This window comes from Methylobacillus flagellatus KT (assembly GCF_000013705.1).
In the GTDB taxonomy this organism is placed as follows: domain Bacteria; phylum Pseudomonadota; class Gammaproteobacteria; order Burkholderiales; family Methylophilaceae; genus Methylobacillus; species Methylobacillus flagellatus.
Genome location: NC_007947.1, coordinates 1,277,354 through 1,294,763, shown reverse-complemented (window position 1 = coordinate 1,294,763; position 17,410 = coordinate 1,277,354). Strand labels below are relative to the sequence as shown.

Sequence of the window (17,410 nt, the reverse complement as noted above, 5' to 3'; positions counted from 1 at the left end):
CGCTTGTCTTTAAGCCAGGCACTGCCATTCTCGTTTAAAATGCGAATGCCGCCACCGCAATACGGCATCTGGCTACCATCACCACAACCTCAAGGCAATCAAGGAATTTATCAATGACGCTGGACCATCGCATCCCGGTGACGTTGCTGACCGGTTTTCTCGGCAGCGGCAAGACCACGCTGCTCAACAAACTGCTCAACCACCCCGGTATGAAGGACACCGCAGTCATCATCAACGAGCTCGGTAGCGCCGGGCTGGACCATATCCTCGCGCGTACCGTCGAGAGCCAGCATATTGCCGACAACACCGTGCTGCTGGAGTCGGGCTGCCTGTGCTGTACCTTAAGCAACGAGCTGGCAGACACCATGCGTGACCTGTTCTTCAAGCGCCAGCTGGAAGCGATACCCGCTTTTTCCCGCCTGGTGATCGAAACCACCGGCATGGCGGACCCCGGCCCCATCATGGCCAACCTGCTCAATGAGCCGGTGATTTCCTCCACCTATCGCCTGGATGCGGTAGTGGTCACCATAGACAGCACCTACGGCCTGCAGCAGATCGCAGGGCACGCAGAGGCACGCAAGCAGGCCGCCGTGGCGGACGTACTGCTCATCACCAAGACAGACCTGGCATCAGAGGAAAGCCTGGAGGCGCTCTCGGCTGCGCTGCAGGAACTCAACCCCGGCGCCACCCAATACCGCATCAGCCATGGCGAGATAGATCCCGCGGCGGTAATTGATGCAGGCCTGTTCAACCCGGGCGGCACACAAGCGCAGCCGCAACGCTGGCTGCGTGCGCCGTCCCGCTCCAAGGCCAGGCGCGGCATGCTGCCACAAGCAGTGCATGAGGACGAGATCAGCAGCTTTACCGTGACCATGCCCAAGCCGCTGACCTGGCTACAGCTCGAACCTGTGCTGCAATGGCTTTGCGCGACCCATGGCGAAAACCTGCTGCGCATGAAAGGCATCATCCATGCCGAAGACCAGCCCGCGCCACTGGCAGTGCATGCCGTGCACCATACGCTGTACCCACCCAACCTGCTGCAAGGATGGGACGAAGATGAGCCGATCACCCGCATTGTCCTGATCGGCAAGGGACTGGATGAAATCAAGATCCGCGATGCGTTGATGCAGGTATAGGCGAGGTGAAAACGTCAACACGGAGCGGGCACGATCAATCGTCTTTAATCCAGGAACCTGGCAAGCGGCTGCAATAGTCGCTTCTCCTCATTGCCGATCCCCGACTGGGTAATCAGCACCAGTTGGCTGCGCCGGTCACGGCCTTGCCAATGCGGCAAGGCCTCGGGCACATGCAATACGTGCTGCACGCGGTGCACCGCTATCGGGTCGGGCTCCCCTTCAATGTGGAACACGCCTTTAAGGCGCAACAGGCCGGGGCTGGTGTCATCGCGCAATATATCTAGCCAGCGCTCGAAATCCGCCCTGGGTACAGGCCTGGCCAGCGACAGGCTCAAGGAGGCGGCCTCCCCGCCATGCAGGGCCGGCGCCGCCAGTGCTGACAACCAATGCGGAAAGCCTGCGGTTGCCCCCGCCCCGAACAACAGCGCAGGCCCTGATGCCTCAGGCCGGGATGAATCCAGCCTGGTCAGCGCCGCCACAGGGTTGAGTTGATGAAGATAAGCCTCCAGCTGATGCAATGTGTCGCTGCCGGCCAGGTCGGCCTTCGAAACCAGCAAGCGGTCTGCCAGTTGCACTTGCTTCAGTGCTTCCGGGTGATGCTGCAAGGTCGCCTTCCCCAGCAGTCCATCGACCAGCGTGACCACACCATCCAGCTGGTAGGCTGCTGCGACATAGGCGTCGGTCATCAGGGTATGTAGCACAGGGGCGGGGTCGGCCAGGCCGCTGGTTTCGATCACCACACGCTTGAATTGCCGCACGCCGTTGCGGGAAAAGCGCCAATGAATGTCCTTCAGCGTTTGCTTGAGGTCGGTACGCAGCTGGCAGCATAGACAACCATTGTTCAGCTCCACCACCATGGGCTGCGCTAGCATGGATTGGTCGCACTGGTACGCCACCAGCAGGTGATCGAGGCCGGTTTCACCAAACTCGTTGACGATGACCAGGGTATCCTGCACCTGCGGATGCCGCAAATACCGGTTGAGTAATGTGGTCTTTCCGGCACCGAGAAACCCGGTCAGCACGGTAATGGGTAGGCGCGTATTTTCAATCATGTATCTGCTTCATCATGTCATGCAATCTCCGCTTGCCAAGCCTTACGGCGAGTCGGTAAAGTCCTACTTGTAAGTCAGTGTAGTCTGATATTACGGATCGCATGTACAGCATATACTCTTGTTCAGGCTGCAGCAGGGAGTTTCTGCCGTTTCTTTCACTATCCACAAGAAGGAAAACATCATGGAAAGTATCATCGGTCTATTGATCCTCATCGCCGACATTTATGCGATAGTTAAGATTATCCAGAGCTCGGCAGACACGGTAAAGAAAATCCTCTGGATTCTTGGTGTATTGATTTTCCCAGTGCTTGGCCTGATTGTCTGGTACTTAGCCGGCCCAGGCAGTAAAACCGACTGATATGCACATCGGCCATCCGGCGTTCACGGGATGGCCAGTCCACTTACCTGTTCCATCGCTTTTAAGGTCACAATATGCTTGTCACTTTTTCCACGGCGCGTTATAGCGACATCATGCTGTTTGGTGATGTCGCCAAGCAGCTTCTTCATCTCATGGGGCATAGCGGTACGATTCCAGGTGCGATTCTTGCTGCCGATGTGCCTCATGCGCTACAGCGTCTTCAACGCGCATTGGAAAGTGCTGGTGGGCCAGATGGTGCCGAACCGACAGGGGATGGTGAAGCCCGTCATATCAGCTTGAAGCAACGCGCCTTGCCATTGGTGGAACTGCTACAATCTGCAGTCACAAACCAAAGCGATGTCACGTGGAAATAACAGGCTGGCAGCAGCGCACCCTTTAGTAGACCTCCTCATTCATGAACAGCGCCGATTTCCACCATAAAACGTTCGTCTTCCTGCTCCTGCTGGTTTCCGCCGGGCTCATCATCATCCTGCTACCATTCTATGGAGCAGTGTTCTGGGGCGTCATCCTCTCCATCCTTTTCACTCCCTTGTACCGGCGCCTGCTCGTCACCACACGCAATCGCAAGAACCTCGCTGCACTGGGCACCCTGAGCGCCTGCATCATCATTGTCATCGTGCCTGTCATTATCATTGCCAGCTCCCTGGTACACGAAGGCACCATGTTGTTCCAGAAGATCAAGACAGGACAGATCAACCCTGCCTTGTATACCCAGCAAATACTTGATGCAACTCCAGCACCCGTGCATCGCATCCTGGAACGTGTTGGCCTGTCCGACGTGCAAAGCTTCCAGGAGAAGCTTTCCCAGCTTGCCATGGAGGGTAGCCAGCTATTGGCCACCAAAGCACTCAGCATCGGGCAGAATACCTTCCAATTCGTGGTCGGCTTTGCCGTCATGCTTTACCTGATGTTCTTCCTGCTAAGGGACGGTAGCTCCCTTTCCATCCGGGTAAAGCAAGCCATTCCGCTCAGTGCAGAGCATAAACGCCACCTGTTCAACAAATTCACCACTGTCATCCGTGCTACGGTCAAGGGCAATATTCTTGTCGCCATCACCCAGGGCGCATTGGGGGGGCTGATTTTCTGGATACTCGGCATCCAGGCAGCGCTGCTGTGGGCCGTGATCATGGCATTCCTCTCGCTGTTGCCAGCAGTGGGGGCCAGCCTGATCTGGGCACCGGTTGCCGTCTACTTTCTTGCCACAGGCGCCATCTGGCAAGGCGTCATTCTCATTGCATTCGGGGTATTCGTGATCGGCCTGGTGGACAATATCCTGCGGCCCATCCTGGTTGGCAAGGATACCAAGCTGCCGGATTACGTCGTGCTGATCTCCACGCTAGGCGGCATGGCAGTATTCGGTCTCAACGGTTTCGTGATCGGACCGCTGATTGCCGCGCTGTTCATCACCATGTGGGATATTTTTTCCACCGCCCGTCCACTGGACAGAGGCTAGTCGAACAGAACTCCCTGCGCTGGAAGCCTGCTAGGCGGCCTCCTCTTCCGCGGGCGCTTGCTTGGCTGGCGCGGCTGGCTCATCTGCAATGATGCGTCATCTGCAAACAGGCTGGCCTGAACTGGGAACATATCTTCCTGCTCCTGCCAGCCCCTGAATTCCGGCCTGAGTTCGCAATCCACCCTGAGATCCGACCGGGGCACGCAACAGCATGGCAGGATTTCGTCGGAGGCAATGAATGCCAATGGTTGCTCAAGGTACTGCACCTCGCCATCCAGCAGGCGCACCCGGCACAGGCCGCAATAGCCGCCCCTGCACTGGTATTCCACTTCGTGCCCGGTACGCTCGAGCCCCTCAAGCAGGGTTTCCTGAGGAATGAGGCTGAAGCTGGTGTGCCGGGTGCGGACCGTGCTCAAAGCTCGAAGTCGCCGAGATCTTCCGAACTGACTTCGGCATCGATCTGGCCGATAAGGTAGGAACTCAGCTCCACTTCCTGCGGGGCGACCTGCACCGTATCGGATGCCAGCCAGGTATTGATCCAGGGAATGGGATTATTCTTGGCATTGGGGAACGCGGCAGACAGGCCGACCGAGGCCATGCGGTTGTTGGTGATGTACTCCACGTACTGACAGAGAATGTCGCGGTTGAGGCCGATCATGGAACCGTCCTTGAACAGGTAGTCGGCCCATTTCTTTTCCTGCTCCGCCGCGCGCTTGAACATCTCGAAGCACTCGTCCTGCAGCTCGCTGGCAATGCCGGCGAATTCGGGGTCGTCCTGGCCGCTGCGCATGATGTTGAGCATATGCTGGGTGCCGGTGAGGTGTAGCGCCTCGTCGCGCGCGATCAGCCGGATGATCTTGGCATTGCCTTCCATCACCTTGCGTTCGGCAAATGCGAATGAGCAGGCAAAGCTGACGTAGAAACGGATTGCCTCGAGGATATTGACGCTCATCAGGCACAGGTACAGCAGCTTCTTCAACTCACGCAGGTTGACCGTCTTGGTCTCGCCGTTGATGACGTGGTCGCCCTTCCCCAATTGCGAATACAGCATGGTGTAGTGGATCAGGTCGTCGTAATAGGCGGAGATATCGCTCGCCCGCGCCACGATGTTCTCGTTGCGTACGATATCGTCGAAGATCAGCGCTGGGTCGGAGACGATGTTGCGGATGATGTGGGTATAGGAACGCGAATGGATGGTTTCCGAGAACGCCCAGGTCTCGACCCAGGTTTCCAGCTCCGGCAGCGACACCAGCGGCAGCAAGGCCACGTTGGGACTACGCCCCTGGATGGAATCCAGCAGCGTCTGGTATTTCAGGTTGCTGATGAAAATATGCTTTTCATGCTCAGGCAGGCCCTGGTAATCGATGCGGTCCTGCGACACGTCCACCTCCTCCGGACGCCAGAAGAAGGAAAGCTGCTTTTCGATCAGCTTCTCGAACACCGGGTATTTCTGCTGGTCGTAACGCGCCACGTTGACCGGCTGACCGAAGAACATCGGCTCTTTCAGTTGCTCGTTGTCGACCTTGGAAAAAATGCTATATGCCATGATTCGTCTCTATACCCTTCAATCAGGCAGCAAAGCTGCTGCCCATTCCATTGCCCTGACTGGGGTTCGCCCCTAGATCTTGCACGCGCCGCTTTCGCAGCCATCATCCCCGGCCTCGGCGCCGCCTTCGCTCGCGCCGTCGCGAGTGTTGTGATAGTACAGGGTCTTGATGCCGAGCTTATAGGCCTGCAGCAGGTCCTTGAGCAATTGCTTCATCGGCACCTTGCCGCCTTCGAAGCGCTTGGGGTCATAATTGGTATTGGATGAAATCGACTGGTCGACGAATTTCTGCATGATACCCACCAGCTTGAGATAGCCGTCGTTGTTGGGCAAAGACCACAGCAATTGGTACTGGTTGCGCAGGCGCTCGATCTCGGGCACCACCTGGCGCAGGATACCGTCCTTGGACTGCTTGACTGACACCAGGCCACGCGGCGGCTCGATGCCGTTGGTAGCGTTGGCGATCTGGCTGGAAGTCTCGGAAGGCATCAGCGCGGTCAGGGTGGAGTTGCGCAATCCGTGTGCGACGATGTCTTTGCGCAGCTGCTCCCAGTCCAGTTGCAGTGCTTCCTGGCAGACGGCATCGAGGTCCTTCTTGTAGGTGTCGATGGGCAGGATGCCTTGCGAATAAGTGGTTTCATTGAATGCGCCGCACGGGCCGAACTCGCGCGCGAGCTGCACCGAGGCTTTCAACAGGTAGTACTGGATTGCCTCAAAGGTGCGGTGGGTCAGCCCCAGCGCCGCATCATCGGTGTAACCGGTGCCATTCTTGGCGAGGTAATAGGCGTAATTGATGACGCCCACGCCCAGCGAGCGGCGCTTCTGGGTAGCGTTGAACGCGGCCTTGACCGGATAATCCTGGTAATCCAGCAAGGCATCCAGCGCACGCACCACCAGGTCGGCCAACCCTTCCAGTTCATCCAGGCTTTCCAGCGCCCCCAGGTTGAACGCCGACAAAGTGCACAATGCAATCTCGCCGTTCTCATCATTGATGTCATTGAGCGGTCGCGTCGGTAGCGCAATCTCCATACACAGGTTGGATTGGCGTACCGGTGCCAGTCTGGGATTGAACGGACTGTGCGTGTTGCAATGGTCGACGTTCTGGATATAGATACGCCCCGTCCCTGCACGCTCCTGCATCAGGAGCGAAAACAAATCCACCGCAGGCACGATGCGCTTGCGCAAGCTGTCGTTCGCCTCGTACTGCGTGTATAGGCGCTCGAACTCATCCTGGTCGGCAAAGAAAGCGTCATACAGGCCAGGCACGTCATGCGGTGAGAACAGCGTGATGTTGCCGCCCTTGATCAGGCGCTGGTACAGCAGGCGATTGATCTGTACACCGTAATCGAGGTGGCGCACACGGTTCTCCTCGACGCCACGATTGTTCTTGAGCACCAGCAGCGACTCGACCTCCAGGTGCCACAACGGGTAGAACAAGGTTGCAGCGCCGCCGCGCACGCCGCCCTGTGAGCAGGACTTCACTGCCGCCTGGAACAGCTTGTAGAACGGCAGGCAGCCGGTATGCTGCGCCTCCCCGCCCCGGATCTCGCTGCCCAGCGCACGGATGCGGCCAGCATTGACACCGATGCCGGCACGTTGCGATACATATTTCACGATGGCGCTGGTCGTGGCGTTGATGCTGTCCAAGCTATCATCGCACTCGATCAGCACACAGGAACTGAACTGGCGCGTCGGCGTGCGCACGCCGGACATGATGGGCGTGGGCAGTGAAATCTTGAAGGTGGACACCGCATCGTAGAAGCGCTTGATGTATTCCAGGCGCGTCTTGCCCTCGTACCTGGCGAATAGGCACATCGCCACCAGCATGTAGAGAAATTGCGGGCTTTCGTAGATTTTCTTGGTCACCCGGTTCTGCACCAGGTATTTGCCTTCCAGCTGCTTCACCGCAGCATAGGAAAAATTCATGTCCCGCCAGTGGTCGAGATGATCGTTCAGCGCGTCGAACTCCTCACGGCTGTAATCCTGCAGAATATGCTTGTCGTACTTGCCCATCTCGGTCAGCTTGGTGACGTGATCGAACAAATGCGGCGGTTCGAACTGACCATAGGCGATCTTGCGCAAATGGAAAATCGACAGGCGCGCAGCCAGGTACTGGTAGTCGGGCGTTTCCTCGGAAATCAGGTCAGCGGCGGACTTGATGATGGTTTCATGGATGACGTCGGTGCGAATCCCGTCATAGAACTGGATATGCGACTTCAGCTCGACCTGCGATACCGATACATTGTCCAGCCCCTGCGCCGCCCAATCGATCACGCGATGGATCTTGTCCAGGTTGATCGGTTCCTGGCGGCCATCGCGCTTGGTGGCTTTCATGGATTCGTACTGTGTCATCTTAGGCTCCCAGTCAGGAAGCAGGGTTTCCTCATGAGCGGACATGAATTGCCCAAGGCAATCAAGCAACAATCATGAAACAGCATGACAGGTAAGGCGCCGACGCATCAGCGATACCCTATCCAGCCGAGGACACCCCGCCTCAAACGTTATGAAAATGATCTACGGCAGGTTTCCTGGCTCCCAGGTCCACGCGGACAGCCTGTCTTCCCGGGCCTCAAACTTCCAGGCCCAGTGACCTTCTATTTGGCTTGCCGCTCACTGGTCACAGTTGCGGGGGCAGCTGCGGCTTGACAGGATATTCCCTTGACCGCATTCCCTGTTTCCGGCTGGATCGAACAATCGCCGGACACCGTAGATGGTGTGGACTATATCGCAATAAAATGTGTTTGTGTACACCAAAAAACACTATATATTGTTCCAATGAGGTATATGCTGGATTTTTAAGGGTAAATTTTCAGCGAATTTTCAGCCCTCGTTGCGGTCACTCATGGCACACCGCAGCCCCCATCACCAACCAACCTAAAACACCATGACTGCCGAGCAACGCGATGAAACCAGCCTGGAACCCTGAACCACACAGAAGCGATCTTGACGCCATGACAGGATGGCTGTTGCTGGAATTCGGCGCCAACTGGTGCGGATTTTGCCAAGCGATCCAACCCATGCTCGGCAAGGCACTAGCACAATTTCCCGGCCTGCGTCACGAACGCATCGAGGACGGCAGGGGCAAACGGTTGGGACGCAGCTTCAAGGTCAAACTATGGCCTACGTTGGTTCTGCTGCACAATGGCGTCGAAGTCGGGCGGGTGGTGCGTCCTCAGCGCCCAGAAGAGATCTCCCAGCTTCTCACGCAGGCGACCGAATCATGCGCATCCACCAAGCGGTGATTTCTCTAGCCAGTTGCATCATCAATGTAGCGAGCCATGTCGCGAACCTGGCTTCGACGCTGCTGGCCTTCCTCATAGCGTTTCCCCTTGCTGATACTAGTATGGCGTGATCGCGCTGCGGCATCAGCGGCATATGGAGTGGATATAGATTGCCAGGCCCATCAGCCGCGTTTCAGCGAGAGCATCCGTTCATGCCTGCATCGTCATTTTGACCAGCTCGAAGCCCAACCACATCAGGACCAAGCCGACGACGATGCTCGACACGATGTAGGCAGCGGCGATCCCGACAAGCCCTTCCCGCAACAAGACCAATGTTTCCAAGCCGAATGCCGAGAACGTGGTAAACCCGCCGACAAGCCCGGTAAAAAGCAGCACACGCATGTCGGGGGAAATGAACCCCTCTTTTGAGGCCAGCCCGGCCAACATCCCGATGACCAGGCAACCGATGATGTTGACCGTAAAGGTGGGCAAAGGAAACCGCCAGTCCAGGCTATAACGCAAGACCAACCCTGACAGCGTAAAACGGGCGGCGGAGCCGATCGCGCCACCCAGGGCCACGAGCATTACCTGATACATGGACATACCTTTCGAGAAGCAAACCTAAATATGAAAAATTAACTCTTAAGGCAATAATGGCAATCCAAGCTCTTTTAGAAATTCATTATGCTTAGATTTAGCTTGGTAAATTTCCTGTTCTATTGCTTTTAACTGACCAATTACCGCGTTTAAGTCAACCTCCTCCTCTGTAATAGCAGTACTGACATAGCGTGAGATGTTGAGGTTGAAATCGTTCTTTTCGATCTCTTCCATGCTTACCCGCCGCGAGTAGCGCGGCTCTTCCTTGCGGTAGCGGTAGGTGTCGATGATTTTGTCAATGTGCTCCGGCAAGAGCTGGTTCTGCCGTTTCCCCCTCTCGAAGTGCTCGGCAGCGTTGATGAACAACACATCATCCGGTTTCTTGCATTTTTTCAGCACCAGAATGCACACCGGGATGCCGGTGGAGAAGAACAGATTCGCCGGAAGGCCGATCACGGTGTCGATATGCCCATCCTTCAGCAGTTTGGTACGAATGCGAGCCTCGGCACCACCACGGAACAGCACGCCGTGGGGCAATATGATTGCCATCACACCGTCTTGCTTGAGGAAATGGAAGCCATGCAGCAGGAAGGCAAAGTCAGCGGCGGACTTCGGTGCCAGGCCATAATTCTTGAAGCGCACGTCTTCGCCCAGCGCCTCGCTCGGCTCCCAGCGATAGCTGAACGGCGGGTTGGCCACCACCGCGTCGAACTTCGGCATCTTCGCTGGGTTGGTTTCGCGCAACATATCCCACTCGTTGAGCAGGGTATCGCCATGGAAAATCTCGAACTCCGAGTCCTTCACCCCGTGCAGCAGCATGTTCATGCGCGCCAGGTTGTAGGTGGTGATGTTCTTTTCCTGGCCGTAAATCTTACCAATGCCGTGCGGCCCCATCAGGCGGCGCACATTGAGCAGCAAGGAGCCCGAGCCACAGGCAAAGTCGAAGACACTATCCAGATGCGAGCGCTTGCCTGTGGCAGGCTCCTGACTGTCCAGCGTAACGATGGCCGACAAGATGTCTGAAATACGCTGCGGCGTGTAGAACTCGCCAGCCTTTTTGCCAGAGCCTGCTGCAAACTGGCCGATCAGGTACTCGTAAGCATCACCCAGCGTGTCGCTATCGGTAGAGAACTGCCCCAGTCCCTTGGCGATCTCGGCGATGATCTTGCACAGGCGGGCGTTGCGCTCGGTGTAGGTCTTGCCCAGCTTATCCGACGCCAGATTGATCTCCGAGAACAAGCCACGGAAGGTGCTGGCGAAGGATTCCTCCTCGATATACTTGAACCCTTTCTGCAAGGTGTGCAGCAGTTCGTCATCCTGCGTACGCGCCATCTCTGCGATGTTGCCCCACAGGTATTGGGGTTCGATCACGTAATGCACCTTGCGGCGCATCTGCTTCTCGAATTCGGATACGTCGTCCAGATTTTCCTCGTACCACGCTTGAAGCGGCGTATTCACGCCGGTCTGCCTCAACACATCGGAAGGAAGGTCTGGATAGTCCGTCCCCAGCTCCTTTTGCGCGGCGGCCTCGTAGTTGTCCGACAGATAGCGCAGGAAGAGAAAAGCCAGCATGTAATCGCGGAAATCGTCCGCATTCATTGCGCCACGTAACTGGTCGGCGATGGCCCAGAGGGTCTTGCCCAGTTTCTGTTTTTCAGATTCAGTCATGGTGTACCTGTATTTTCAGCCTCAGCGGTCTGAGGAAATAAATCGGGATTGAAGGGGTAACGCTTCAGGAAATCGTCCAGAATTTTCTTAAAATAGACCTTATTTTCTTCCAGCATCGGCTGCGGCTCAAACAAGGAATAATTGCCGTGACTGAGGATATTGATGAGCCGTGCATGAAGCACGCCGTCCGGATCGTCGACATCATCGGTCGGTATACAGGCCGAGAAATTCGAGAAACCATGAAAGCTCGCCGACTTCTCCAACACGGAGCGCAGCATGTTGAAATGGTAGGTATACAACTCTCCCGACTGCTCGGCTTTGTACAACTCGGTCAACACAGCGACATGATGGAAGAACGGTGTCGCTCCGGTGTGGGCCAGAGTGTACGAGCCATCCACTTTGGAACGCGACAGGAAGTGAGCGGAGACTTTCTTCGACTTTCGCGCATCAAGCTCGTTGTGCATCACATTGAAGAACAACGGATGGTGCGACGAAATCACCACCTTTAACGGATTGCCTGCTTTGCCCAATATTTGAGCCAAATGGTTGCCGACAGTGATGGCATTGTGTTCATCCAGCGATGAGATCGGATCGTCGATATACAGGTACTTCACCCACTGGTACGCCTCGATTTCCGGGTCCATCGCCAATTCGACTACCGCGAGGAAGAAGCACCAGATGAAGATGTTTTCCTCACCGCGCGATACCTTGATATTGTCAATGGTCTGTCCATCCACCAAGCGCGAGAAGCGCACGGCCCACTCTGGCTCCTGAGTGTCGATGCGGAAATCGAAATCCGCGTAACGTCGCAGCAGCGGGCGGATACGGTTGTCCATCTCCATCTCGAACAGGCCCTGGAAAAAGCGTGAATCTTTATTGATCAGTAAGCGCCTATCCTCATCACCTTCCAGATCGTTGTTCCAATGGAACAGATCTTCGGTGAAAGCGTTGAAATACAGCGTATCGCGAGCCTCGCCCTGCTTGCCGATGTCCTTGAAGACCATGGACAGGCGTGTTTTACCCGTGCCGTTGTAGGCATAGAGCAGGATGGCCTTTTTGTTCTCCAACTCGCTACGCAGGTGTGTAGCTAATGCGGTGAGATCAGAGAAAATGGGCGGAGTATTTCGTGTCATCACTGAGCCCCATCCAGAATCATCCAGGCCTTGCGATAGATAGCGCCTTGACTACCCAAGGCCTCACTCCAAACCTGCTCCGGCAAGTTTTCCAAGCGTTGGCGAATCGAAGGCAGTGAGTCTTGCCGAGTTAAACGCAATGCTTCTGCCAAACGCGGCGCAGCACGGCGCGGAACACCTAGCAGCCGCAGAGATACAGCTTCATCCGTGGAGACACCGTAGTACACCTGCGATGGCAGATTGGATAGCTGGCTACGTTCATCATCATCCAGTTCTGCTGTGGTAATAGCCAACAGGGCATTCAAGCCCCAGGACGTGGTATGTGTCAGTTTGCCAAACAGGTTTTGTCCGCACTTGGTCAAGGCAGTAACAGCATCTGCACCACCCTCGCTGAAATATTGCGTCGCGATATGGGCAATATCTGCCCCGTTTACCCAATCCTTCAGAATTCGTGCTAATTTGTCACCATCCGGTGATCTGCCACCCAGCACCGAATTCAGGTTGTCGCGCAATTCGGGTACTCGCAGCAGCACGCCCATCATGTTCTGTAGGGTGTTGTCACCAGAACGGAACAGCCGCTCACGATTCCAGGAATCCGGCCCCAGGTCGCCTTTATGCGTCAACACCGTCCTGATGCTTTGCAATGAAAATCCGGTACTGTCGACCAGCTTTAGCGGTTGGGAAGGGCTGGCGAGATAATCGACATAGCGATGGATACCATTCAGCAAGCGGCGGGCAATCTGGCTATCCGATACGCGCAATTTCTCAAAACCAAAGGTGCCACGCAGTACCTGTTCGATCTGATCCGCAAAGTTCGATGGCTGCCCCATCTGGCGATAGGTATGAGCCAGATACTGCAAGAAGCTCGACCATTCCGGATGGTGGTAAACGATGAGCCCCAGGTCTTCCAGTCCATCGGCTGCAGCACGCGCAATCTGAATCAGTGCAGAATTCAAGTCGCCCGTGTTTCGATTAATAAATTCTCGCCTTTGTGCTACTTCACTTTCATTCTTCGCGACCAGAGCAACCACACCGAGTTGGCCTTGAGAAACGCGCCCGGCACGACCGGCAATATTCCAGAAATCCTCAGGCGGCATGTCCTGGCCAAAGGGGTACTGGATTGCCGCCATCACCACACCGCTGACCGGAAAGTTCACCCCCTGCGCAAGCGTGGTGGTGGCCGCCAAGGCATCAAGATGGCCTTGCTCGAACAGCCACTCCATCAACATTCGAACTTCTTCAGGCAGGCCGCCGTGGTGCACCCCGACCTTGTGCGCAAGCAAATCGACCAGCGGAAAGGCTGCCCCCAACTCGGCAGCCACGTAGTTCTGAACAAAGCGCACATCATCCGGCAAGGTGTCGCAGCGATTGCCTTTCAGCTTCTCAGCCAATTTCCAGACATAATCCGGGCGGCTGTGCATGGCAATCACCGGGCCTCGCGCCGACAGCTTGCGGGCTGTCATCGCAGCCAAGGTGCCAATATCCTTGGCTTTTGATAGAGAAGCAGCCAGCGCTTCTTCTTTGCCCAGGGAAAAGTCCTCATCCAAACGAATGCTTGGGCGCGAGGTATGCACCGTCTGGAAGTTCAGCTGATAATCTCGACTGCGACCATCTATAGCGCCAGCATCCACCGGGCTGACAATACCAATCGCTCTGTCATTAGGCTGCCAATCCACGCCCAGACTGATGTCGTCCGAATTTTGCCCGCCCAGCCAGCGCGCAACCTCTCGGGCGTTTTCAATAAAGGGGGTCAGCAACAGGAACTGCGCTTCACGACATTCCCGGTTGATGGTTGCCAGCAACAGTTCGAGCCGTAGCCCGCGCTCCTTGTCCTGAATGGTATGGGCCTCATCCACCACCACCAGCGTGAGGGGACGACCAATCTTTTCCTCCCAACCCTGACGCAGCATCAGGTCGAACTTTTCCGGTGTCGCCACTAGAACACGGAACTGGGTATCGTCCTGCGATTCCGCCAGCAGACCGGCTTCGATGCCATTGACTTCCAGCGCTGGGCTGACACGCTCAACAACCACACCCAGGGGCTGGAAGTCACGCCGCAGCTGTCGTGTGATTTGATTCACCAGTGCCCGGCTGGGCGCGAGATAGACCACCCAGCCTTTCTGGTCATCAAACTGGTTCAGCGCCTGCAACATGCGGAACTGGGCAATCAGCGTCTTGCCACTGGAGGTCGGCAAACTGACCACTACTGCACGGCGGCTGGAGCCCAATAAGCCTTGTTCTGCCAGTGTGCGCCGTTGCGGTGGCAACACTTCAAATAGCGCCCGGTCACCGCGCCCCCGGCTTACCAGCTCACGCACGAATCGGGTAACCCGCGAGTTCACGGCGCGGGTTACTGTCCACAGCGAGTTCTCCACCATCTGCGCAGCAGCGCGCGCCAACAGGCGGGTCAGTGGCCCCAACTCCAGCAACTGACCCGTATCGCAAGCAGCGATGGCGCGGTCGAAATGTGAATCCAGTAAAGGCTGAATCTGGTAGCTGTCGTCCACCACGCCGTCAGTAATGTAGTGAGCCAGCACCTCGGCTGCCTTGGCCAAGTGGTAGATGGCAATCAGCTCCAGCGCCGAGCGCTTGGCGGCAAGTGGCTCGAAGGTGCCCAGATAGTCACGCTCGAACTCCTGCTGGGCAGCTCGCAATGCCGCCACGCGCTCCAGAACGGCATCACGGTCTGACCAGCCTTTTTTGCGCACCAAGCGCAGCCAGATGTCGGTCAGCACCGCCCGGCAGCGCTCGCCCCAATCTTCAGACTCCAGCGGCAGGGCTGGCGCGGTTTGATCGCCCTCCATCGCTCGTAGCCAGCGGGCGGCATCCGCACCACGATCACCGATCACAGCCAGGGCTGAAGCCCGCAAAAGCTGTGTGGCCGCGTCCATCGGCGCTTCAGGCAGAGGCAGAACGCGCAGCAGGCGGAAAGCATCTTCAGCCGCTTGACGCATCACTTTTAGGGAAGCTTCCTCATCGGCAAAGCGATCCAGCTCCATATCCAGCACTGCCAACTCCAGCGCGGCGACCACATCCTGCATGGCTTGTGTATCGAAGACTGGTACTTCCGGCGACATTTCGCGATAGAACTGCACCCGATCGGCTTCGTGCAGCGCCAGGCTACGCTTGTCTGCAATGGCATCGAGCAACCAATGGCTCATACGCCGCCTCCCTGCCCGACACGCTCGGGCAGTTGGGCAATCGGCCAGGGCAGATACAACGCCAGCAGCTGGCAGCAACTGGGGGCTTGCAGGCGAGCTGCAAGGGTGCGGCCACGCGCTTGTAAATCGGATTCACGCACGGCTTGGTCACGAATCAGCACGCCAAATAACACCAGATCACGCTTCCCGCTATTCAAATAGCGCGTGCAAGCATTGTTGAACGCCGTTTCATGCTCAGTACCCTTGACCCGGGGCAGCAGCCACTTGAGCAACTGGCAGAGGGTGGCAAGGTTGCTGGCGAGCGTATCCAGCTGGTGCATCATACCGCTGCGGCCGCTCATGACTTGCGGCGGCGACTGGACTTCGGACGAGCATTTGACTTCCCCCAGTGCCAGCCGGTGGGATTCTCCATCGCGCTGAAAGCCCACGATATCCGCGCCGGGCAGGGAGGCAAGGGGATTGCGTTTGTCGCGCTCGGTATTCCACGGCAACACCACATCGTGCTGCGCTTCCAGCACGGCTTCGGCCAGCGCCTCACCGGCGGCCCAATCACGGGTTTCCGGCACCTCAGCCGCCAGCACTTCTTCCAGTGCTTCCTGCCCCATGCCGGTCAGGCTCAGCCCACGCAGATGCTCGGTCAGGGCATCATGGCCTGCCGCATCATGAAGACGAGCAGCCACCGGCCCTTGCAGGAAAGCATCAAACGCATCGCCTTCTTGCGCGCAGTGCCCCTGCCAGGAAACGCAGTTGTGTCCGGCTTGGTAAGCTGCCAGCCAGGTCATGCCGGAACCTCATCCAGCACAGGGAACAACTGCTGCATCAGGCCCTTCTTGTGGTTCTTGAGGGCGTCGATTTTCTGGCTTTGGGTGGTGATAAGGTCGTCGAGAGACGACAGGTTTTCTGCGATTCGCTTTTGCTCATCAAGACCGGGGACAACAACTTCGATTTCCTCTAGGGTGGTCTTGTTCACAGATGGCACAGCTCCACCACAATGCCTGTTGAGGTCGATAAGCTGACTTAACAAATAGACGAAATAATCATCTGCAATGCCATCGATTGCTTTCAATCCTGTGGCGTTGTTGTCTATCAAGCACGCTTTCTGAACGTAGGCACGCCGATTTAGCCTAAGCGCCTCGCCAATCTTGGCAAACACCGTTGCACCTTTCGGGACTGGCTTTGCTTTCAGCTTCAACAGCTCGTCGTCGCCAACGTAGTTAGTCGCTTCGTCCAGAACACCACCTTTTTCGGCAACAGCTCTCGAAATATCGCTCACCTTGCAAAATGGATATTTTCCTTCGCTCTTGCCCTGTAGAACTTCAGGAAATCCGTAGCCCTGGAGCACGTTGCACACTTTGGAAAGCGGTTTCTCGCACCACTCCCCCGTCTCCCGAAACTCCGGAAACCGCAGCCGTGGAACGGTTTCGCCTTCGCGGGGGAACAGCTGCTGCATCAGGCCCTTTTTATAGGTTTTGAGGGTATCGAGTTTCTGGTTCTCGGCAGCAATTACCTCATCCAGCGAAGTCAGACAATCGGCGATTTTTTGTTGTTCTTCGGGCTTCGAAACCGGAAGTGGTAACGCCATAAAATCATCGTTCGTGATGCTCATACGGTCATGGCGAGCGCCTGTGCTCGATGCCTGACGCATGTAGTGATGCCAATGCGTCGATTTGAAATAGTGGGCGTAAAAGTCGTTTTGCTTGTCACCGAATCTGAATACTGTGTACAACGGCGACATCACACCGAGCCCTATCCTGTTTTTCGAAATAGGTCCGACGGGGGCTCTAACAGAGACACGGGGGTTATAAACGTAATCTCCCATCTCAACAATGTAATAGCCCTCTAGGTTTCCTTGATTGGCTATATCCTTATCAAAGAAGTCGCGCTGATCAATCACGCCATATTCAGCAGAATTGGTCAAAACACGAGTGATATCGCCATCGGCATTTTTTTTGGTTGAGCGTCTTGCAAGTTTCCCGAGTGGCTGAAAGCTCCAAGGTCGATCCTCGCAAAACTCCGGAAACCGCAACCGTGGCACCAGCGCCTTCTTGCCTTGCTTGTCCATGC

15 protein-coding genes and 1 riboswitch are annotated in these 17,410 nt (G+C 56.4%); of the genes, 5 read left to right on the top strand and 10 right to left on the bottom strand.

The features are described from left to right. Positions 1–113 precede the first annotated feature (113 nt). Positions 114–1,136, top strand: a complete 1,023-nt coding sequence (locus MFLA_RS06295) for a CobW family GTP-binding protein (RefSeq protein WP_011479452.1) — start codon at positions 114–116, stop codon at positions 1,134–1,136. Positions 1,137–1,180: 44 nt separating this feature from the next. On the opposite strand, the gene MFLA_RS06290 is transcribed toward MFLA_RS06295, so the two are convergent. Then, positions 1,181–2,188, bottom strand: coding sequence for a CobW family GTP-binding protein (locus MFLA_RS06290; protein ID WP_011479451.1), 1,008 nt, complete (start codon positions 2,186–2,188; stop codon positions 1,181–1,183). 181 nt (positions 2,189–2,369) lie between these two features. Between MFLA_RS06290 and MFLA_RS06285 the strand changes: the two genes are divergently transcribed. From MFLA_RS06285 to MFLA_RS06275, 3 genes are all read left to right on the top strand, one after another. Beyond that, on the top strand, positions 2,370–2,546 hold the full coding sequence (locus tag MFLA_RS06285; protein WP_195742102.1) for a PLD nuclease N-terminal domain-containing protein: 177 nt from the start codon (positions 2,370–2,372) through the stop codon (positions 2,544–2,546). Between the two features lie 74 nt (positions 2,547–2,620). Next, positions 2,621–2,920, top strand: coding sequence for a DUF1840 domain-containing protein (locus MFLA_RS06280; RefSeq protein WP_011479449.1), 300 nt, complete (start codon positions 2,621–2,623; stop codon positions 2,918–2,920). 41 nt (positions 2,921–2,961) lie between these two features. Continuing rightward, positions 2,962–4,020 (top strand): AI-2E family transporter, encoded by a 1,059-nt coding sequence (locus tag MFLA_RS06275; RefSeq protein WP_011479448.1) that lies wholly within the window; start codon positions 2,962–2,964, stop codon positions 4,018–4,020. Here MFLA_RS06275 and yfaE read toward each other — a convergent pair. The 3 genes from yfaE to nrdA all read right to left on the bottom strand — a co-directional run bounded on the left by yfaE (position 4,017) and on the right by nrdA (position 7,918). Then, on the bottom strand, positions 4,017–4,436 hold the full coding sequence (yfaE, locus tag MFLA_RS06270) for a class I ribonucleotide reductase maintenance protein YfaE (RefSeq protein ID WP_011479447.1): 420 nt from the start codon (positions 4,434–4,436) through the stop codon (positions 4,017–4,019). The two genes, MFLA_RS06275 and yfaE, sit on opposite strands and share 4 nt — an antisense overlap. Then, complete coding sequence (gene nrdB, locus MFLA_RS06265) at positions 4,433–5,566, bottom strand: class Ia ribonucleoside-diphosphate reductase subunit beta (protein ID WP_011479446.1); 1,134 nt, start codon at positions 5,564–5,566, stop codon at positions 4,433–4,435. Before nrdB ends, yfaE begins: the two co-directional genes overlap by 4 nt. A 72-nt stretch (positions 5,567–5,638) precedes the next feature. Further along, the gene (gene nrdA / locus MFLA_RS06260; protein ID WP_048811882.1) at positions 5,639–7,918 is read right to left on the bottom strand and encodes a class 1a ribonucleoside-diphosphate reductase subunit alpha; all 2,280 of its coding nucleotides are present in this window, start codon (positions 7,916–7,918) and stop codon (positions 5,639–5,641) included. A gap of 148 nt (positions 7,919–8,066) precedes the next feature. Next, positions 8,067–8,290: riboswitch (cobalamin riboswitch) on the bottom strand. Between the two features lie 179 nt (positions 8,291–8,469). Between nrdA and MFLA_RS06255 the strand changes: the two genes are divergently transcribed. Further along, positions 8,470–8,808 carry a thioredoxin family protein gene (locus tag MFLA_RS06255; RefSeq protein ID WP_011479444.1) on the top strand — a complete coding sequence of 113 codons (339 nt, stop codon included), beginning with the start codon at positions 8,470–8,472 and terminating at the stop codon, positions 8,806–8,808. A gap of 189 nt (positions 8,809–8,997) precedes the next feature. Here MFLA_RS06255 and crcB read toward each other — a convergent pair whose 3' ends face one another. The 6 genes from crcB to MFLA_RS06225 are packed head-to-tail and all read right to left on the bottom strand — an operon-like array spanning position 8,998 to position 17,408. Continuing rightward, entirely contained in the window at positions 8,998–9,384 is a 387-nt protein-coding gene (crcB, locus tag MFLA_RS06250) for a fluoride efflux transporter CrcB (RefSeq protein ID WP_011479443.1), read from the bottom strand. A gap of 45 nt (positions 9,385–9,429) precedes the next feature. Then, on the bottom strand, positions 9,430–11,052 hold the full coding sequence (locus tag MFLA_RS06245; protein WP_011479442.1) for a type I restriction-modification system subunit M: 1,623 nt from the start codon (positions 11,050–11,052) through the stop codon (positions 9,430–9,432). Beyond that, a complete protein-coding gene (locus MFLA_RS06240) occupies positions 11,049–12,185 on the bottom strand; it encodes an AAA family ATPase (RefSeq protein WP_011479441.1) in 1,137 nt (378 codons plus the stop codon). The genes MFLA_RS06245 and MFLA_RS06240 overlap by 4 nt, the downstream gene beginning before the upstream one ends. Then, positions 12,185–15,346: a DEAD/DEAH box helicase gene (locus MFLA_RS06235; RefSeq protein WP_011479440.1), complete on the bottom strand. Its 3,162-nt coding sequence runs from the start codon at positions 15,344–15,346 to the stop codon at positions 12,185–12,187. Before MFLA_RS06235 ends, MFLA_RS06240 begins: the two co-directional genes overlap by 1 nt. Continuing rightward, a complete protein-coding gene (locus MFLA_RS06230) occupies positions 15,343–16,128 on the bottom strand; it encodes a hypothetical protein (protein ID WP_011479439.1) in 786 nt (261 codons plus the stop codon). The genes MFLA_RS06235 and MFLA_RS06230 overlap by 4 nt, the downstream gene beginning before the upstream one ends. Continuing rightward, complete coding sequence (locus MFLA_RS06225; RefSeq protein WP_011479438.1) at positions 16,125–17,408, bottom strand: restriction endonuclease subunit S; 1,284 nt, start codon at positions 17,406–17,408, stop codon at positions 16,125–16,127. Before MFLA_RS06225 ends, MFLA_RS06230 begins: the two co-directional genes overlap by 4 nt. Positions 17,409–17,410 lie beyond the last annotated feature (2 nt).

Excerpts from the sequence above, each read along its gene's own strand:
- MFLA_RS06255 (WP_011479444.1), top strand. The coding sequence starts at position 8,470 with ATGAAACCAGCCTGGAACCCTGAACCACACAGAAGCGATCTTGACGCC.
- nrdA (WP_048811882.1), bottom strand. The coding sequence starts at position 7,918 with ATGACACAGTACGAATCCATGAAAGCCACCAAGCGCGATGGCCGCCAG.
- MFLA_RS06225 (WP_011479438.1), bottom strand. The coding sequence starts at position 17,408 with ATGGACAAGCAAGGCAAGAAGGCGCTGGTGCCACGGTTGCGGTTTCCG.
- MFLA_RS06275 (WP_011479448.1), top strand. The coding sequence starts at position 2,962 with ATGAACAGCGCCGATTTCCACCATAAAACGTTCGTCTTCCTGCTCCTG.
- MFLA_RS06290 (WP_011479451.1), bottom strand. The coding sequence starts at position 2,188 with ATGATTGAAAATACGCGCCTACCCATTACCGTGCTGACCGGGTTTCTC.
- nrdB (WP_011479446.1), bottom strand. The coding sequence starts at position 5,566 with ATGGCATATAGCATTTTTTCCAAGGTCGACAACGAGCAACTGAAAGAG.
- MFLA_RS06230 (WP_011479439.1), bottom strand. The coding sequence starts at position 16,128 with ATGACCTGGCTGGCAGCTTACCAAGCCGGACACAACTGCGTTTCCTGG.
- MFLA_RS06240 (WP_011479441.1), bottom strand. The coding sequence starts at position 12,185 with ATGACACGAAATACTCCGCCCATTTTCTCTGATCTCACCGCATTAGCT.
- MFLA_RS06280 (WP_011479449.1), top strand. The coding sequence starts at position 2,621 with ATGCTTGTCACTTTTTCCACGGCGCGTTATAGCGACATCATGCTGTTT.
- crcB (WP_011479443.1), bottom strand. The coding sequence starts at position 9,384 with ATGTATCAGGTAATGCTCGTGGCCCTGGGTGGCGCGATCGGCTCCGCC.
- MFLA_RS06285 (WP_195742102.1), top strand. The coding sequence starts at position 2,370 with ATGGAAAGTATCATCGGTCTATTGATCCTCATCGCCGACATTTATGCG.
- MFLA_RS06235 (WP_011479440.1), bottom strand. The coding sequence starts at position 15,346 with ATGAGCCATTGGTTGCTCGATGCCATTGCAGACAAGCGTAGCCTGGCG.
- MFLA_RS06245 (WP_011479442.1), bottom strand. The coding sequence starts at position 11,052 with ATGACTGAATCTGAAAAACAGAAACTGGGCAAGACCCTCTGGGCCATC.
- MFLA_RS06295 (WP_011479452.1), top strand. The coding sequence starts at position 114 with ATGACGCTGGACCATCGCATCCCGGTGACGTTGCTGACCGGTTTTCTC.